General features: G+C 53.5%; 13 protein-coding genes. 6 read left to right on the forward strand and 7 right to left on the reverse strand.

Features of this window, described 5'->3' with window-relative positions; all coding sequences use genetic code 11:
- Positions 1–10: 10 nt before the first annotated feature.
- Both rcsC and gyrA read right to left on the reverse strand, forming a co-directional pair.
- The gene (rcsC, locus tag CMR03_RS04215) at positions 11–2,860 is read right to left on the reverse strand and encodes a two-component system sensor histidine kinase RcsC (RefSeq protein WP_096010872.1); all 2,850 of its coding nucleotides are present in this window, start codon (positions 2,858–2,860) and stop codon (positions 11–13) included.
- 220 nt (positions 2,861–3,080) lie between these two features.
- On the reverse strand, positions 3,081–5,723 hold the full coding sequence (gene gyrA, locus CMR03_RS04220; RefSeq protein ID WP_063880274.1) for a DNA topoisomerase (ATP-hydrolyzing) subunit A: 2,643 nt from the start codon (positions 5,721–5,723) through the stop codon (positions 3,081–3,083).
- A 1,103-nt stretch (positions 5,724–6,826) separates the two neighbouring features.
- Between gyrA and ubiG the strand changes: the two genes are divergently transcribed.
- The 4 genes from ubiG (at position 6,827) to yfaE (ending at position 11,767) form a co-directional block, all read left to right on the forward strand.
- Positions 6,827–7,555 (forward strand): bifunctional 2-polyprenyl-6-hydroxyphenol methylase/3-demethylubiquinol 3-O-methyltransferase UbiG, encoded by a 729-nt coding sequence (ubiG, locus tag CMR03_RS04230; protein ID WP_063880278.1) that lies wholly within the window; start codon positions 6,827–6,829, stop codon positions 7,553–7,555.
- A gap of 454 nt (positions 7,556–8,009) precedes the next feature.
- Positions 8,010–10,295, forward strand: a complete 2,286-nt coding sequence (gene nrdA, locus CMR03_RS04235) for a class 1a ribonucleoside-diphosphate reductase subunit alpha (protein ID WP_063880279.1) — start codon at positions 8,010–8,012, stop codon at positions 10,293–10,295.
- 78 nt (positions 10,296–10,373) lie between these two features.
- Positions 10,374–11,504: a class Ia ribonucleoside-diphosphate reductase subunit beta gene (gene nrdB, locus CMR03_RS04240; protein WP_063880280.1), complete on the forward strand. Its 1,131-nt coding sequence runs from the start codon at positions 10,374–10,376 to the stop codon at positions 11,502–11,504.
- A 2-nt stretch (positions 11,505–11,506) separates the two neighbouring features.
- The gene (gene yfaE / locus CMR03_RS04245; protein WP_063880281.1) at positions 11,507–11,767 is read left to right on the forward strand and encodes a class I ribonucleotide reductase maintenance protein YfaE; all 261 of its coding nucleotides are present in this window, start codon (positions 11,507–11,509) and stop codon (positions 11,765–11,767) included.
- A 70-nt stretch (positions 11,768–11,837) separates the two neighbouring features.
- Here yfaE and CMR03_RS04250 read toward each other — a convergent pair whose 3' ends face one another.
- The gene (locus tag CMR03_RS04250) at positions 11,838–12,227 is read right to left on the reverse strand and encodes a RidA family protein (protein WP_096010874.1); all 390 of its coding nucleotides are present in this window, start codon (positions 12,225–12,227) and stop codon (positions 11,838–11,840) included.
- A gap of 144 nt (positions 12,228–12,371) precedes the next feature.
- On the opposite strand from CMR03_RS04250, the gene CMR03_RS04255 reads away from it, so the two are divergent.
- Positions 12,372–12,989, forward strand: coding sequence for a TetR/AcrR family transcriptional regulator (locus CMR03_RS04255; RefSeq protein ID WP_096010875.1), 618 nt, complete (start codon positions 12,372–12,374; stop codon positions 12,987–12,989).
- A gap of 69 nt (positions 12,990–13,058) precedes the next feature.
- Here the strand turns inward: CMR03_RS04255 and CMR03_RS04260 are convergent, their stop codons facing one another.
- Together CMR03_RS04260 and elaB are read right to left on the reverse strand one after the other, a co-directional pair.
- On the reverse strand, positions 13,059–14,255 hold the full coding sequence (locus tag CMR03_RS04260) for a nicotinamide mononucleotide deamidase-related protein YfaY (RefSeq protein ID WP_096010876.1): 1,197 nt from the start codon (positions 14,253–14,255) through the stop codon (positions 13,059–13,061).
- 216 nt (positions 14,256–14,471) lie between these two features.
- Positions 14,472–14,783 carry a stress response protein ElaB gene (elaB, locus tag CMR03_RS04265; RefSeq protein WP_063880285.1) on the reverse strand — a complete coding sequence of 104 codons (312 nt, stop codon included), beginning with the start codon at positions 14,781–14,783 and terminating at the stop codon, positions 14,472–14,474.
- A 343-nt stretch (positions 14,784–15,126) separates the two neighbouring features.
- On the opposite strand from elaB, the gene CMR03_RS04270 reads away from it, so the two are divergent.
- Positions 15,127–16,785: a glucan biosynthesis protein D gene (locus CMR03_RS04270; RefSeq protein WP_096010877.1), complete on the forward strand. Its 1,659-nt coding sequence runs from the start codon at positions 15,127–15,129 to the stop codon at positions 16,783–16,785.
- A 149-nt stretch (positions 16,786–16,934) separates the two neighbouring features.
- On the opposite strand, the gene CMR03_RS04275 is transcribed toward CMR03_RS04270, so the two are convergent.
- Both CMR03_RS04275 and CMR03_RS04280 read right to left on the reverse strand, forming a co-directional pair.
- Positions 16,935–17,402: a GNAT family N-acetyltransferase gene (locus CMR03_RS04275; RefSeq protein WP_096010878.1), complete on the reverse strand. Its 468-nt coding sequence runs from the start codon at positions 17,400–17,402 to the stop codon at positions 16,935–16,937.
- Between the two features lie 60 nt (positions 17,403–17,462).
- The gene (locus CMR03_RS04280) at positions 17,463–18,368 is read right to left on the reverse strand and encodes an alpha/beta hydrolase (RefSeq protein ID WP_096010879.1); all 906 of its coding nucleotides are present in this window, start codon (positions 18,366–18,368) and stop codon (positions 17,463–17,465) included.
- Positions 18,369–18,516 lie beyond the last annotated feature (148 nt).

The raw sequence follows: 18,516 nt of genomic DNA on the forward strand, positions 1-18,516 counted from the left end.
CTCTTCCCGGCTATCCTTCCCGCGTTTTACGTACCCGCTCCGCATAAATACCCAGCGTCGTTTTCAGCACGTCTAACGTCACTGGCTTCGACAGACAGTTATCCATTCCGGCATCCATACAACGTTGTTTTTCTTCCGCCAGCGCATTCGCCGTCACGCCCACCACCGGGAATACGTGCCCAAGCTGACGCAACCGCTGTGTCAGGCGATAGCCATCCATATTCGGCATGTTCACATCAGTCAGCACTATATCAATGCTGTTACGGCTGAGGACATTCAACGCATCAACGCCATCCTGTGCCGTTTTAACCTGATAACCCAGCGTGCCAAGCTGCTCTGACAGCAACATACGGTTGATAGGATGATCGTCAACGATCAGCACCATAATGTCGTCGTTATGAATTTTCTCTTCCACCGGACTGGCCAGCGACAACGCATCGTTCACGTCGGATTCAACCGCAATGCGGTAAATGCGCGCCAGCAGGGTTGGCAGCTCATGCAGGGTGGCGGTGCTGTGAATCCAGCGCCCGGCCTGGGGCTCACGCGGCATGTCCACGTGTGAGCCGTCAACGGTGATAACTGCGCGAACCGGAGAGCTAACGTCTAACGAATAATCCGTTAACACCACATCATCACTGCCGGGATCAGCCTGATATTCGGCGACCTGAATACCATGCTGCTTTAACAACCGCTCAAGATACTGCGCCAGGTATTCATTACGCATCGCCAGCCAGATTTTCTTATCCTGTAACCCATCCAGCAGCGGGATTGATGGCTGCTTACCGTTATAGATGGGAATGCGCACAATAAACTGGCTTCCCATTCCTGGCTCAGACTCAACCTCAATATCACCGTCCATCATATTGATAAGCTTTTCGCAAATCGCTAAACCCAGCCCGGTGCCCTGGAAATTACGCTGTACGCCATTACCCACCTGGAAAAAAGGATCGAACAGTCGGGTTAACTCTTTTGCCGGAATCCCGACGCCGGTATCCCGCGTGCGGAACGCCAGATAGCCTTGTGTGACATAGGCATGCAGGATAATGCAGCCCGTGTGGGTAAATTTAATGGCATTATTCAGCAGGTTAGAAATCACCTGTTGCAGGCGCAGTGGATCGCCATCAAGCGCCTGCGGCACATCGTGCTCGATATAGCAGTAAAGCGTCAGACGTTTCTTTACCACCAGGGAGAGGTAGTTACCGACAATGTGGGTAATCACTTCTCGCGGCGAGAAAGGACGCGGTTCTATCTTCAGCTGCTCCGACTCAATTTTGGAGAAATCGAGAATGTCGCTGATGATTTTCAGCAGCAGGCTGGAGGAGTTATTCATTGCGGTGACCAGCGACGCTATCCCGCTCGGCAACTGCCGCGTCTGCAGCAGATCCAGGTTGCCAATGATGCCATACAGCGGCGTACGAAGTTCGTGGCTGACCGTCGCCAGGAACATCGATTTCGACTGGCTGGCCTGTTCAGCAGCATGGGCCATTTCCTGTAGCGATTGCTCCATACGGACACGCGCGGACACGTCCACCAGCACACAGATGGCTACGTTCTCATTTCGATAGCGGGAATGCACGAAGCTGATTTGCAGGTTAGTGTTGCTGCCCGTCAGCACATCGACAAAGTTAACCTGCTGACCACCGATAATCTCATTCAATCGCTTACGATCTTCTTGCGTCAGCAGCGTGAGATAGTTGTGCGCCAGCTCATTACTGAGAATGTTGGTGCCATCGCTGGTGCGCAGAATACAAATCCCGACCGGGGCCGAGGCCACAATTTTACGGTTAAACTGCTCATGCTCTTCCAGCCGGTGGGCATTTTCTTCCGCTGGCAGAAACATGCGCCGCTCAAATAGCCAGGCCAGCGTAAACAGCACAATCGCGCTCAGGATATTAAGCAACAGGGCATTAATCATCATCAGCTTAAGCTGATCGACCAGCACATCGGTCGATACCGACCACACCACGTTAAGATTCGAGGGCGGCAGCGGTTTTTTCAGCACCAGTTGACGATAACCGTCAAGATAGCCAAACCAGGTTTTGTCATCGGGCAATTCATTTAGTGAAAAACCTAAACCACCCCGGCGCGAGGTCAGGAGCGGATAATAGTTTTCATCCGTGATCGTGGCTGTTACGGGCAGGCTACCGGGCTGAATAAACTCCTCAAGCTGAATGTTTTGTTCCACCCCCAGCAAGGCCTGAAGCTTATCGGCAACGTATATCGGCATCACAACAGAGAAGCTACCCACGCCAGGCTGCGCGCTACTGTTTACCCAGTAAGCGGGATTGCGCCGGTCCTCTTCCGAGCTGTTGCGGTAGCGTTGCAGGTTTTCTTGCAGCAGTTTCAGACTGCGATCGCGACTGACGTTATTGCCGATAGCAAAATCCGCCAGGCACTTACTATCCCCACTAATCAGGAAAACCCGGCTCAAATCATAAGATGAGGCAAAGTTGCTTTTCCAGTAATTGATATAGTTGCCAAGTGAGTCCAGTGAGGTGCGCCAGGTGGTGCTCATGGAGGCGCAGTCGTCGCCTGAATACAGTGGCGTAAACTGCGGTTGAATGGTTTTGCCGGCCGGTAACCGACCTGAGGGATCGGCCCCGCTACTGCCACTGGTTAAATGGTTTTCAGCGATGTACTTGAGCTCACGCATCATGCCCGCCGAGTGGCGCACGTACCAGTCAATTGTCCCGTAGTTGCTGGCGAATTCCTGACGAACCTTATTCTCTTTATCGTGCAGTACGCTGATGATATAGAAGGTGGTCAGCACCGCGCCCAGTAACCAGATTAGCAGCGCCAGCGCGCGAAACAGATAGCGCGAAATGCGAAGCGTCGTGCGGAAAGAGACTAGATATTTCAAAGGTGACTCGCAGGTGGCAAGGTTAGTCGCATCGTTGGATTTTTAATGCTCATACACTAGCTTTATCGCAGCAAAAAAGCCAGTCGGCTGCGGAGCGCGACCGCAGTTTGGGAATGTTTGACCTTACGGGAAATCATCCTTGCTAACACACCACCGCAAAAAAAACGGCAGGTCGGGTTGCCCCTGACCTGCCGTTCATGACTCACGTGCGTTGGATGACTTACACGTCGTCGTCCGCTGCGGGGACATCGTCGTCGTCGTTGTCGACTTCAGGCACGATATCTTCATCCCCTTCCGCGACGCTGCCGTCGATAGAATCCAGCTCTTCTTCTTCCACCGGCTCCGCAACGCGTTGCAGTCCGACCACGTTCTCGTCTTCCGCAGTACGAATCAGAATCACACCCTGGGTATTACGGCCCACGATGCTGACTTCAGATACCCGCGTACGCACCAGGGTGCCTGCATCGGTGATCATCATGATCTGATCGCTGTCGACCACCTGCACTGCGCCAATCACCGGACCGTTACGCTCGGTCACTTTGATGGAGATAACGCCCTGCGTAGCACGCGACTTGGTCGGGTATTCGCTGTTAGCTGTACGCTTACCATAGCCGTTCTGGGTGACCGTCAGGATAGCGCCCTCTTCGCGCGGCACGATGAGTGAAACCACCCGATCGTTCTGCGCCAGCTTGATACCACGAACGCCCGAGGCGGTACGGCCCATGGCACGCACGGCAGATTCGGCGAAGCGCACCACTTTACCGGCAGCTGAGAACAACATCGCTTCATCGTTACCGTTGGTCAGCGCGACACCAATCAGCTCATCATCATCGCGCAGGTTAATGGCAATGATACCGGCGCTGCGTGGGCGGCTGAACTCTTGCAGGCCTGTTTTCTTCACTGTACCGCTTGCGGTTGCCATGAAGATGTTGAAGCCTTCGGTATATTCGCGCACTGGCAGAATCGCCGTGATACGTTCGTTGGCTTCAAGCGGCAGCAGGTTGACGATGGGACGTCCACGCGCACCACGGCTGGCTTCCGGCAACTGGTAGACCTTCATCCAGTAGAGTCGGCCACGGCTGGAGAAGCACAGAATGGTATCGTGGGTGTTGGCCACCAACAGACGATCGATAAAGTCTTCTTCTTTAATGCGTGCGGCTGACTTGCCTTTGCCACCACGGCGCTGCGCTTCATAATCCGTCAGTGGCTGATATTTCACATACCCCTGATGCGACAGCGTAACCACCACGTCTTCCTGATTGATCAGGTCTTCGATGTTGATGTCAGCACTGTTCGCGGTGATTTCCGTGCGGCGCTCATCACCAAACTGATCGCGCATCAGTTCCAGCTCTTCGCGGATGACTTCCATCAAGCGCTCTGAGCTTCCCAGGATGTGCAGTAACTCGGCAATTTGATCCAGCAGCTGTTTGTACTCATCCAGCAGCTTTTCATGCTCAAGACCGGTCAGTTTCTGCAGACGTAAGTCCAGAATGGCCTGAGCCTGTTGCTCGGTCAGGTAATACTGGCCGTCACGAATACCAAACTGCGCCTCCAGCCACTCCGGGCGGGCTGCATCGTCACCTGCGCGCTCCAGCATGGCTGACACGTTGCCCAGATCCCACGCTTGTGAAATCAGGCCCGCTTTGGCTTCCGCTGGCGTCGGTGCACGGCGAATCAGTTCGATGATCGGATCGATGTTAGCCAGCGCAATCGCCAGGCCTTCAAGGATATGTGCGCGATCGCGCGCCTTACGCAGTTCAAAAATAGTACGACGCGTCACCACTTCACGACGATGGCGAACGAAGGCTTCAAGAATCTCCTTCAGCGCCATAATCTTCGGCTGGCCCTGATGCAGTGCCACCATGTTGATGCCGAAAGAGGTTTGCAGTTGAGTCAGTGAATAGAGGTTGTTAAGGACCACTTCACCGACTGCATCGCGTTTGATTTCAATGACGATGCGCATGCCGTCTTTATCGGACTCATCACGCAGGGCGCTGATCCCTTCGACGCGTTTTTCTTTCACCAGCTCGGCGATTTTCTCGATCAGGCGAGCTTTGTTCACCTGATACGGAAGTTCATGAATGATGATCGTTTCACGCCCGGTTTTGGCATCCACTTCTACTTCGCCACGGGCACGGATATAAACCTTACCACGGCCAGTGCGATAGGCTTCTTCAATGCCGCGGCGGCCATTGATGATTGCCGCTGTCGGGAAGTCAGGCCCCGGAATGTGTTCCATCAGCCCTTCAATGCTGATGTTTTCATCTTCGATATAAGCGAGGCAGCCGTTGATCACTTCGCGCAGGTTATGCGGCGGAATGTTGGTTGCCATACCCACTGCGATACCGGACGAGCCGTTTACCAGCAGGTTAGGGATTTTGGTGGGCAGAACTTCAGGGATCTGCTCAGTACCGTCGTAGTTCGGAACGAAATCGACGGTCTCTTTTTCCAGGTCAGCTAACAGGTCGTGGGCGATTTTGGACATGCGCACTTCGGTATAACGCATCGCCGCAGCGGAGTCGCCGTCGATGGAGCCGAAGTTGCCTTGACCGTCCACCAGCATGTAACGCAGGGAGAAAGGCTGGGCCATACGTACAATGGTGTCGTAAACGGCAGAATCACCATGCGGGTGATATTTACCGATAACGTCACCGACGACGCGGGCAGATTTTTTATAGGGTTTGTTCCAGTCATTACCCAGTTCGCTCATCGCGAAAAGTACGCGGCGATGCACTGGCTTCAGGCCATCACGCACATCGGGTAAAGCTCGGCCAACGATGACCGACATGGCGTAATCGAGGTAAGAATTTTTTAACTCTTCTTCGATATTAACCGGTGTAATTTCTCTCGCAAGGTCGCTCATGGAGCCGCTATCCCTCTACTAATCCCGGATTTTAAAGGTGCGAAAGTATATCATAGAGCCGCACGTGAGGGAAAAGTAAAGCAACGACAACCACGAGGTTTTTCATCCCTTACTGGCACAAATTTAACCCAGACAGGTACAACACGAAAATGCACCTTACAGGCGGTACCCGGCTGGAGAGGAAACGCATAATTTGCATTCATGATCACAAATGGGTTCTGGTATCAGCAGCGGTTACTCTCACTCCTCAGTAATCAGGATAAAACAACCTAATCAGCACCTGATTGCCTCTGCACCCGCCATAAGAGTTTTAGCCACGAAAAATCCCTAAGTGTGTGTACGACGTTCAGTACCGGGATATCTTTCTGGCCCTTACTCTATAAATTCATTACATTATTCCGCGTATTGAAACGCTCAATGAACGCCTGTTTTCGCGTTGAGATAAGATGTCTTCACTGCTTGCATGCCCCTGATGCAAGCCAACTGAGCCGGTTGGTTAACCTGATATTTGTTCCAAAAAAGAGGTGGTCTTGATTTTTAAAACCATAAAAAAAGGGTTCAGACTCAGCATGAATTACGAAGAAAAAGATTCGAAACTCGAATACTTCATCTTCCTGGTTTTCCAGCTAGTCTGGTTTTCGCTCTACCTGTCCTTTCTGGCGGACGATTCCCTTTCAATCCTGCTGATCATTGCATTTATTATGCCTCTTATTTCCAGCAGTTTGCGGTGCCTTAACTATCTGAACAGAAGCCGTGCGATTGGTTTTTTGTGGATACCTTTTCCCTATTTTATGGCTTTAATCCCTTTGTTACTAACCAGAAAACACATAACGTAAGCGCGTTTTTTGTCTCGCCGTTTTACCCTTACGCCACCTGCGATCAGGCCATCTTTAGCTTCCGGTCATCATTCTGATAGTGCTGATAACATAATCACATTTCGGTTGCTCCCACCTTACGGCTTGCCAGTGAAACATTCTCTTTTGTCATCGTGCCTTTCGATTTAAGGCAGGTTTGGCTATGACTGCTGACTCTTCAGCCTACGGCCTGGTTCAGCTTGAGGTATACTCCCAACCATCAACGCTATTAGCCGGAGTAACAAGGTTATGATTTCAACTTCACAGGAAAGCGGTCAGAACGTTGACCATAAGGAAATTGCCAAGTTTGAGGCCGTTGCCTCGCGCTGGTGGGATCTGGAGGGCGAATTTAAACCGCTGCACCGTATTAACCCTCTGCGGCTGGGCTATATTGCACAACACAGCAACGGGCTGTTTGGCAAGAAGGTGCTGGATGTCGGCTGTGGCGGCGGTATCCTGGCCGAAAGCATGGCTCGGGAAGGCGCAGTGGTCACCGGATTGGATATGGGTGCTGAACCGCTGGAAGTCGCGCGTCTGCACGCGCTGGAAAGCGGCGTCACGCTCAGCTATGTGCAGCAGACGGTGGAAGAGCACGCCAGCCAACACGCGGGCGAATACGATGTGGTGACCTGCATGGAGATGCTGGAACATGTGCCCGATCCACGTTCGGTGGTGCACGCCTGCGCGCAGCTGGTGAAACCCGGCGGTGAGGTGTTCTTTTCTACCATTAACCGTAATCCCAAAGCCTGGCTGATGGCTATTTTTGGCGCTGAGTATGTTCTGCGCATGGTGCCGCGCGGCACGCATGATGTGAAAAAATTTATCCGCCCTTCCGAACTGCTGGGCTGGGTCGATGAAACGCCACTGCGTGAGCGCAATATGATTGGCCTGCACTACAACCCCATCACCGATAAGTTTCGTCTGGGTAACGGTGTTGATGTGAACTACATGATACACGCCCACCACGGCGACGCCTGATCCGCCGCAGCGTGCGGCTCTGCCCACGCTGCTGTCATCCTGTTGTCATCTGCTCGCGCTAATTTTCCCATGGGGCAGTTCTGTGTCATCGGAGCCGTGACATTTGCACATTTTGCTGATGCCTGCTTTCTGGTGTTTGAAAAACTTGCGCAATGTTTGAAAAATCAGCGGTCGATCATAAATTGCAATATTTTCTCTGGATGGTTGACATGACCTGCGGCCTTACGAGACGCGGCTTAAGAAAACCCTTAGAAAATACAACCCCCGTAGACATCATTTTTTCCTCTTGTTAAGCGCCAGCAAAATACTAGAATAAGCCTCCATATTGTTATACATATCTTCGACAACCCCAAGATGTAGTGTTTATCCACAACATTATTCACAATGAATATGCTGTGCATAAATCGGGATTTCTTTTAATTATTGGATACTCACGCAAAGGTAAAAACGCGACATGAACCAAAGTCTGCTCGTTACTAAACGCGATGGCCGCCAGGAGCGCATTGATCTCGACAAAATTCACCGTGTCCTCGACTGGGCGGCCGAAGGGCTGAACAATGTGTCGGTTTCACAGGTAGAGCTGCGTTCCCACATTCAGTTTTATGATGGCATCAAAACGTCTGACATCCATGAAACTATCATTAAGGCCGCTGCAGACCTCATTTCTCGCGATGCCCCTGATTATCAGTATCTGGCTGCGCGACTGGCTATTTTCCACCTGCGCAAGAAAGCTTACGGTCAGTTTGAACCCCCAGCCCTGTACGATCAGGTTGTTAAGATGGTCGATCTGGGTAAGTACGACCGCCATCTGCTGGAAGACTACAGCCGTGAAGAGTTCGAGCAGATGGACGGCTTTCTCGACCACTGGCGTGACATGAATTTTTCCTACGCGGCGGTGAAGCAGTTAGAAGGCAAATATCTGGCTCAGAACCGTGTATCCGGTGAAATCTATGAAAGCGCACAGTTCCTGTATATCCTGGTCGCAGCCTGCCTGTTCTCAGCTTATCCTCGTGCGACCCGCATGGATTACATCAAGCGTTTCTATGATGCGATCTCGACCTTTAAAATCTCACTGCCGACGCCCATCATGTCCGGTGTGCGTACGCCTACGCGTCAGTTCAGCTCGTGTGTGCTGATTGAGTGCGGCGACAGCCTGGACTCCATCAATGCCACTTCCAGTGCGATTGTGAAATACGTTTCTCAGCGTGCGGGCATTGGTATTAACGCCGGCCGTATCCGCGCGTTGGGTAGCCCTATCCGCGGCGGTGAAGCCTTCCATACCGGCTGTATTCCGTTCTACAAACACTTCCAGACCGCCGTAAAATCCTGTTCGCAGGGCGGCGTCCGTGGTGGTGCAGCCACGCTGTTCTATCCCATGTGGCATCTGGAAGTCGAAAGCCTGTTAGTTCTGAAGAACAACCGTGGCGTTGAAGGCAACCGCGTTCGTCATATGGACTATGGCGTGCAGCTCAACAAACTGATGTACCAGCGTCTGCTTAAAGGCGAAGACATCACGCTGTTCAGCCCGTCAGACGTGCCTGGCCTGTATGATGCGTTCTTTGCCGATCAGGACGAATTTGAGCGTCTCTACACCAAATACGAAAAAGACAGCAGCATTCGTAAGCAGCGTGTCAAAGCGGTTGACCTGTTCTCGCTGATGATGCAGGAACGCGCCTCAACGGGCCGTATCTACATCCAGAACGTCGATCACTGCAACACGCACAGCCCGTTTGACGCCAGCATCGCTCCCGTGCGCCAGTCTAATCTGTGCCTGGAAATTGCGCTGCCAACCAAACCGATGAGCGACGTTAACGACGACAACGGTGAAATCGCGTTGTGTACGCTGTCGGCCTTTAACCTGGGGGCCATCGAAAGCCTGGACGACCTGGAAGAGCTGGCAACACTCGCGGTGCGTGCACTGGATGCCCTGCTCGATTATCAGGACTACCCTATCCCGGCCGCACAACGCGGTGCAATGGGTCGCCGTACGCTGGGTATTGGCGTAATTAACTTTGCTTACTACCTGGCGAAACACGGTGTACGTTACTCCGACGGCAGTGCCAATGGTCTGACGCACAAAACGTTTGAAGCCATTCAGTACTACCTGCTGAAAGCGTCCAATGAGCTGGCGAAAGAGCAAGGTGCCTGCCCGTGGTTCAATGAAACCACTTATGCGCAGGGCGTGCTGCCGATCGACACCTACAAGAAAGATCTGGATGCGATCTGTAATGAGCCGCTGCACCTGGACTGGGAAACCCTGCGTGAGCAGATTAAAACCCACGGTCTGCGTAACTCGACGCTGTCCGCGCTGATGCCGTCTGAAACCTCATCGCAGATTTCAAACGCAACCAATGGTATTGAGCCACCGCGTGGTCATATCAGCATCAAGGCATCCAAAGACGGTATCCTGCGTCAGGTTGTGCCGGAGTATGAGCGCCTTAAAGATCAGTACGAACTGCTGTGGGATATGCCGTCGAACGATGGTTACCTGCAACTGGTCGGCGTGATGCAGAAATTCGTCGACCAGGCGATTTCGTCTAACACCAACTACGATCCGTCACGTTTTGCCAACGGCAAAGTGCCGATGAAGCAGTTGTTAAAAGATCTGCTGACCGCCTACAAGTTTGGCGTTAAGACACTCTATTATCAAAACACCCGTGATGGTGCGGAAGATGCACAGGATGATCTGGCACCTTCTATTCAGGATGATGGCTGCGAGAGCGGCGCCTGTAAGATCTGACGGTCGGGCGGGAAGCCTTTCCCGCCCACATTTTCCCGCGAGGCCGGTGCTGAGCCTCGTCTACTTTGGACAGTTTTTATGGCTTACTCCACTTTTTCACAGAACAAAAATGACCAGTTGAAAGAGCCGATGTTTTTCGGTCAGTCCGTTAACGTGGCGCGTTTTGACCAGCAGAAATACGACATCTTTGAAAAACTGATCGAAAAGCAGCTCTCCTTCTTCTGGCGTCCTGAAGAGGTTGATGTTTCACGTGACCGCATCGACTACCAGGCACTGCCCGATCATGAAAAACACATTTTCATCAGCAACCTGAAGTATCAGACCTTGCTGGACTCGATTCAGGGACGCAGCCCGAACGTGGCCCTCCTGCCGCTGATCTCCATTCCTGAACTGGAAACCTGGATCGAAACCTGGGCGTTCTCAGAGACGATTCACTCGCGCTCTTATACGCACATCATCCGCAACATCGTCAACGATCCGGCTGTGGTGTTTGACGATATCGTCACCAACCAGCAGATTCTGGCGCGTGCTCAGGATATCTCGAAGTACTACGATGACCTGATTGAGATGACCAGCTACTGGCATCTGTTAGGTGAAGGCACACATCAGGTCGCGGGTAAGTCCGTTACCGTCAGCCTGCGTGCGCTGAAAAAGCAGCTTTATATCTGCCTGATGAGTGTCAATGCGCTGGAAGCGATTCGTTTCTACGTCAGCTTTGCCTGTTCATTCGCGTTCGCCGAGCGTGAGCTGATGGAAGGGAATGCGAAAATCATCAAGCTGATTGCCCGCGATGAAGCCTTACATCTGACCGGCACCCAGCACATGCTGAACCTGCTGCGCACGGGCGAAGACGATCCTGAAATGAAAGAGATTGCCGCTGAGTGTCGTCAGGAGTGTTTTGAGCTGTTTAAGAAAGCGGCGTTGCAGGAAAAAGAGTGGGCGGAATACCTGTTCAGCGGCGGCTCAATGATCGGCCTGAACAAAGATATCCTGTGCCAGTATATTGAATACATCACCAATATTCGTATGCAGGCAGTTGGCCTCGACCTGCCGTTTGAAACACGCTCGAACCCGATTCCCTGGATTAACGCCTGGCTGGTGTCGGACAACGTTCAGGTGGCCCCGCAGGAAGTGGAAGTCAGCTCTTACCTGGTCGGTCAGATTGACTCCGAAGTGGGTGAAAACGACTTCGACGACTTCCAGCTGTAATAATGAGCCGTTCTGTTGTTATTCTGCGCAGCTCCGGTACCCGACTGGAGTGCGCAGACGATCACCCTAACCTGCTGACCATGCTGGAAGCCAACAATCTGTGTGTTGAATTCCAGTGCCGCGAAGGCTACTGCGGCTCCTGCCGTATGCGGCTGCTGAGCGGTGAGGTCGACTATGCGGAAACGCCGCTGGCTTTCATTGAACAAGGCGAGATTCTGCCCTGCTGCTGTAAGGCAAAGGGCGACATTGAGCTTGAGCTTTAACGCCTGAGCCGCCCGCGTTTAAAAACCGTAATCCCGACCGGGTTGCGGTTTTTTTATGCCCACGGATAGTTCAGGGAATACGCGCAATCACCTTAATTTCAAAATCAAACCCCGCCAGCCAGGTCACGCCGACCGCCGTCCAGTTGGGATAAGGTGCCTGAGGAAACAGGGCATTCTTTACCTGCATGATGGTTTCAAACTGATGTTCAGGATCGGTATGAAAGGTGGTGACGTCGATAAGATCGTCCAATGTGCAGCCCGCCGCCGCCAGGGTTTGCCGCAGGTTATCAAAGGCAAGCGCTACCTGAGTGGCAAAATCCGGCTCTGGCGTGCCGTCTGTGCGGCTGCCGACCTGGCCGGAGACAAACAGCAGGTCACCAGAGCGGATGGCAGCAGAATACCCATGCATGTCATACAGCGCATTGCGTCCTTCGGGAAATACGGCCTCACGAGTCATCATACAATCACCTTTAATCGATTTACGGTCAGTAAGTCATGCACGCATCACCTGCTTGATTTAAGATACATGGCGTATATGAAATAGAACACAGATACGCGTCGTATGTCAAAGCCAAATACGGTACGTATCTGAAAAGGAGGAGAGATGACAGCACGGCCACGCGCGGTCACGATGGAAGAGAATCGCGTCAAACTGATATCCGCAGCACGCAAAGCGTTTGCAGAAAAAGGCTTTGCAGCCGCTTCTATGGATGAGCTTACTGCCAGCGTCGGGTTAACCCGCGGGGCGCTCTACCACAACTTTGGCGATAAGCGCGGCCTGCTCGCCGCCGTTGTGGCGGAAGTCGATAGTGAAATAGCCCATCGGGCCAAAGAGAGAGCGGCGGGTATAAAAGACAGCTGGAACCAGCTACTGGAGGAAGGGAACGCGTACATTCACATGGCGCTCGACCCTGAAGTCCAGCGCATTGTGTTACTGGATGGCCCGGCCTTTCTTGGCGATCCCTCTCTCTGGCCCAGCCAGAACGCCTGCCTGGCTGCCACGCAAAGCGCGCTGAGTGAGATGGTTAAGAACGGAGTAGTGAAGCCGGTGGACGTCGAAGCGGCAGCCCGCTTGCTCAACGGTGCCGCTTTTACTGCCGCATTGTGGGTGGCCGCCAGTGATGATCCTCAGGCGACCTTAGCGAAAGTGACGGCGACATTTAACGTGCTGGCGGGGGGATTACTGCAGCCTACGGCATCATGCCAGCCGAGACCGGAGTAGCGTTCGTGCAGAAGAGCCGAACAGCCTGGATGTACAGGGCCGCCTTCACGCAATGCGGCCCTGTAATCCTTAGTGCTTAACCGTTTCGATTACGTCAATCCAGCCGTGGCCTGTGCTTACCTCACTGCCGTGCAACCAGCGCCGCAGCATATTCATCGCCATCATCGCCACGACTTTTTGCCGGGTTTCCAGGTTGTGGCGACCGTGGCTGAACTTCACGCGTTGCCCCCATGTAGCCTCTGGCGTATGGAGCGCAACGGAGATTTCGCCTTCGCGCAGATTGCCTACCGACAGGGCTAACGGTGTCTGAAGCCTCGCCGCCAGCGCCTGAGTACGCATTACCTGTACTTCAAGACTTTCGTCCTGCTGCGGTAAAATTTCGGTGGCGCTCAGGGGAACCTCAGCTGAAGCCAGCTGCCAGTTCAGTAAACCTGCGGTGTACTGCTCGCTAATCGCCAGGCGCCAGTGACGCTGATGCAGCTCACGCGCCAACAGTGCAGGCAGCCCCTCGGTGCCTTCAAAAATCGTGCACTCCGCCAGCAGCAAACGCACCTGTTGCCAGACCTGCTCCATTGCAACACGCTGGGAGGCCGGTCCGGTCAGTTTGATTTCGATAATGGGCATCGACGAGCGGTAGCCCATTAACACGTTCTCTGGCAGGGGCAGCGGCTCCAGTTCATTGGCAATGTCACTTTCCCCACGACCAAAAGTGGTCAGGCGCAGACAAAGCGGCGGCTCGGGCAGTTCAAATTTGTCTTTCAGGCGGGGAATGATTTGTTGCTCAACCATTACTTTAAATTCTGAAGGCACGCCAGGGGTGAAAAACAACCAGCAGCGGTTGAGTTGCATGGCGAACCCACAGGCGGTACCGACCGGGTTATCCAGCATTTCAGCGTTAGCGGGGATTTCTGCCTGCTTACGATTACTGTCTGCCATCACCCGTCCGCGGCTGGCGAACCAGGCTTCCATGGTTTCCAGCCAGTCTTCCTGCATGACCAGCGCTACCCCGCTCGCTTTGGCCGCCGCCTGAGCACTGAGATCGTCACTGGTAGGGCCAAGACCGCCGTTGACGATGAGAACGTCCGCCTCAAGGCTACGCGCCTGTAGCGTCTCCACCAGCGATGACAGGGAGTCACCGACCGTCGTACGGCTGGTCATCGGCAGCCCGTGCTGAAATAACACATCAGCCAGCCAGGCCGCGTTGGTATCGACGATTTGACCATGTAACACTTCATCGCCCGTGGACAGCATTTCAACTCTAATCACGTTCTTTCTCCTTGTGCCAGTCACTTCACTTTAGGAAGCCCCTGCGTAAAACACAATCTGTAAGGCGGATTTAGCACGGAATAAAACCTTTTCAGGCGGGACAGGCGGGAGAGTAAAACAGCGGGACTAACATGCGGGTGCGAAGAAGCCGAAATTCAAAAACAAAACGGACAGGACGAAGCCTGCCCGTTGTACGCGATGTAGTGCGCGTTACGATTAACGGCGAGCCAGCAGCAAGCCTAAAATCAGTCCCGCAGTCGCACCGATGCCGATGCCTTTCCACGGTTTCTCATGTACGTAGTCATCAGCACGGTAAGCCACCTGCTTAGCACGATAGTAGTAGCTATCGGATGCCTGGCTAACACGTGACTTTACATCTTCCAGCGCTCGTTCAGCTTTGGTTTTGAGTTCGATATATTTCTGGTCGGCCGGATCGCCTGATGACTTCAGCACTTCTTCCAGCGTTTCGGTCAGCAGTGCGATATCGTCGTCATAGCCTGTTTCGAAAGGTTCAGTCTGTTTTACCATCATTTCCTCCATGTGAATTGCAAAGCACAAAGGTAACTATAGCCATAAAATAGGGCTTTGCGCGGAACCCGACCAGGAATCGCCTGAAAATCAGCATAAGTAAACCGAACGCGAGTCAATCTGTGTCACGCTGAGCGCTACGCAAAGAAGTGTAAGAGATAGCCTGCTGGCCGTAATTTCGCTTCGCTTATTTGATTTATCTGATAAATTTTTAGCGAACTGAATTTTTCTCTACGCCGACTGTCGTACCCTGCTGTTGCCTGTAATAATCAGGCCATGTGTATAACAATGTGCTGACACGACAGTCACAACAAACTCGAACAGCTAAGGAATGATCTCTGGCATGAATCGAAGAATGTTTATGAAAGCGTCAATGGCCTTCTCCGCAGTAAGCGGGATGACAGGCTTATCGACGCTGTTCGCGCAATCCGCCTGGGCAGACGATGGCATTGCTGACGGAACCGCAGTACGCTTCGATTTCGATGAGTTGAAGAAGAATGCGGCCGCGCTGGCTAAAAAACCCTGGGGCGGCGCACCCGGCCCTCTTCCACCCACGCTGGCGACCCTGACACCGCAGGCATACAACGACATTCAGTATGATGCCAGCCACTCTCTGTGGAACAATATTCCCAATCGCGAACTGGATGTGCAGTTCTTTCACGTAGGAATGGGATTCAAACGCCGCATCCGTATGTTCTCCGTGGACAGCGCCAGCCGTGAAGCACGTGAAATTCATTTCCGTCCTGAGTTGTTTAATTACAACGATGCCAAAGTCGACACCAAACAGCTGGAAGGCAAAACCGATCTTGGCTTTGCGGGCTTCCGCGCGTTTAAAAAGCCTGAGCTGGCCCGCCGCGATATCGTCTCTTTCCTGGGTGCCAGTTACTTCCGTGCGGTCGATGACACTTATCAGTACGGCCTGTCCGCCCGTGGCGTGGCAATCAACACGTTCAGCAATGGTCAGGAAGAGTTCCCCGACTTTACGGCGTTCTGGTTTGAAACGCCGAAAGCCGAGGACACCACGTTTACCTGCTATGCCTTACTGGACGGAGCCAGCATCACCGGCGCCTATAAGTTTGTCATTCACTGCGAAGCCGAACGCGTGGTGATGGAGATTGAAAATCATCTCTTTGCCCGCAAGGATATTCGCCAGTTAGGCATTTCGCCGATGACCAGTATGTTCAGCTGCGGCACCAACGAACGTCGCATGTGTAATACCTATCACCCACAGATTCACGACTCCGATCGCCTGGCGATGTGGAACGGTAAAGGGGAATGGATTGCCCGTCCGTTGAATAATCCTCAGCGTTTGCAGTTCAATGCCTATGAAGATGAAAACCCACGCGGTTTTGGTCTGCTGCAGCTTGACCATGACTTCGAGAATTATCAGGACGTTATCGGCTGGTATAACAAGCGTCCGAGCCTGTGGGTTGAACCAGTAGGCAAATGGGGCAAAGGCGCCATCAACCTGATGGAAATTCCGACGACCGGTGAAACGCTCGATAACATTGTTTGCTTCTGGCAGCCCGCTGAGCCAATTAAAGCCGGCAGCGAATACAGTTTTGCCTACAAGCTTTACTGGAGTGCCCTGCCGCCTGTACAGAGCGATCTGGCGCGCGTGGATGCAACCCGTACCGGCATCGGTGGTTTCCCTGAAGGCTGGGCACCCGGCGAGCACTTCCCGGATGTCTGGTGCCGTCGCTTTGCTATCGATTTCATCGGTGGTGATTTGCAGGCCGCCGCAGCGAAAGGGATTGAGCCGGTAATTACCGTTTCATCCGGTACCTTCAAACAGGTTGAGATTCTCTATGTCGAACCCATCAAGGGCTACCGCATTCTGTTCGACTGGTATCCCAACAGCGACGCCGTCAAACCGGTTGAAATGCGTCTGTTCCTGCGAACAAAAGAGGAAACCCTGAGTGAAACCTGGCTCTATCAGTACGTTCCGCCGCCGCCGGATCAGCGTAAATACGTTGATGACCGTCAGATGACGGTGAGTTAATCGTTCAGGCTTGACCTAAATGCATCCCAGGCGCTCTGCCGGGATGCATTTTTTTTGCCCATCATCTCCTGCAGCGCGTGGTGAATGCTCACCCGTCAGCGCGCCTCTCTTTTCAAACCTGCTGCGTTTCGCCCAGTGCACAGGCAGACTCATTCGCCAGCCTGCTCTGCTCTGCGCATATCAATATGGGCAATGCCATCTTCAAGATAGCTGTCGCTGACCGCAACAAAGCCATGTCGCTGATAGAAAGCCTGGAGATGCGCCTGGGCGGAAAGAAACAGCGCATGTCCCGGCCAGTGCTGCTCACAACTGGCTATCGCCTGCGCCATGAGCTGGTTTCCCAGATTCAGACCACGCGCCTTATCAGAAACGATAACGCGCCCGATGGTGATGTCTGCCTGCGGGCCATCCGGTGACAAGATGCGGGCATACGCGAGCAGTTCATCCTGCGCCATGCCCAACACATGGCGGTTATCGGCCTGCAAATCCAGGCCATCGACGTCCAGATAGGCACAGTTTTGCTCCACCACGAACACCTTGCAGCGCAGGACCAGCGCCGCATAAAGCTGCGGTACGGTTATGGCTTGCTGGTGAAGATCCAGCCAACTGATTTGCATCTCTTATCCTTATCACAATGGGCTGACTGCCCGGCGGCGCAATAACACTAATCTACAATGCTACCCTTTCTGCAGCCAGCGTTGATAATGCCCAGGCCAGGCGACGGTGGGCGTTCCGGGTTTTCCCATGCCAAACCCATGACCGCCCGTGAGATAACGATACATCTCCACGTCAACCTGATGCTGTCGGCAGGCACGTGCCATAATCAGTGTGTTATGGGGATCGGAAACCGGATCGTCCTCGGCCTGGACCAGAAAAAAAGGGGGCGATGTTGATGTCACATAATTCTGCACTGACCAGGCTGCATCTTCTGCCGCCGTGGCATGCGCACCGACTAACATACGGTGTGTTGCCGTGTGCGTATAAGGCGCTTCCAGTGTGATGACCGGATAGATCAACGCAGCAGCATCAGCATAAGCGGGCGTGCTGTCCAGGGCATCCATGGCTGGGTAGCTGTGAAGCTGATGCCGGGTCACGGCCATCCCGAGCAGATGCGCACCGGCTGAAAAACCCAGCACCGTTAACCGCTTTGCCTGCGGTCTTAACAGCCGCAGCGCGCGCTGGGCGTCCTGTAAGGCCACTTCATTCCCATCAGTCCAGCCCTCACCGGGAAGACGGTAGCGCAGCACCGCTGCGGTATAGCCGCGTGCGGTTAACCAGCGCGCTGCAGGCCAGGACTCTTTTGCCATCTCAATGCGCTGATAGCCGCCGCCCCCGGCTATCAGAACAACATGACCGTTCGACACGCTGGGACTTAACACCGTTAAGGTCGGAATGGCGATATGACGTTGCGCCCCTGAAGGCAGCGTCTCGATCTGGCCTTCCGGTCCGCCGCCGCCCGGAGGTGTGCCAGGCCAGAGCGGCACCACCCTTTGTGAGTAAGCGGATGGCTGAGCCTGGGAAACGGTACTCCTGGCGGCAACCCATGCAGCTGCCAAACCTGTCAGAAAACGGCGACGATCCATAGCGGGTACTCCTGATAGCAAGGTATGGCCCATTTCAGCAGGAAACTATGGAAACAGAATGAAGATATGCATTTTATAACGGGAAGGTGGACGCATCAGCAGGAGCAAGCGGGTTTGAACTGACCAACGGGCTGACGGGACAGGATCA

Source organism: Pantoea allii, assembly GCF_002307475.1.
GTDB lineage: Bacteria > Pseudomonadota > Gammaproteobacteria > Enterobacterales > Enterobacteriaceae > Pantoea > Pantoea allii.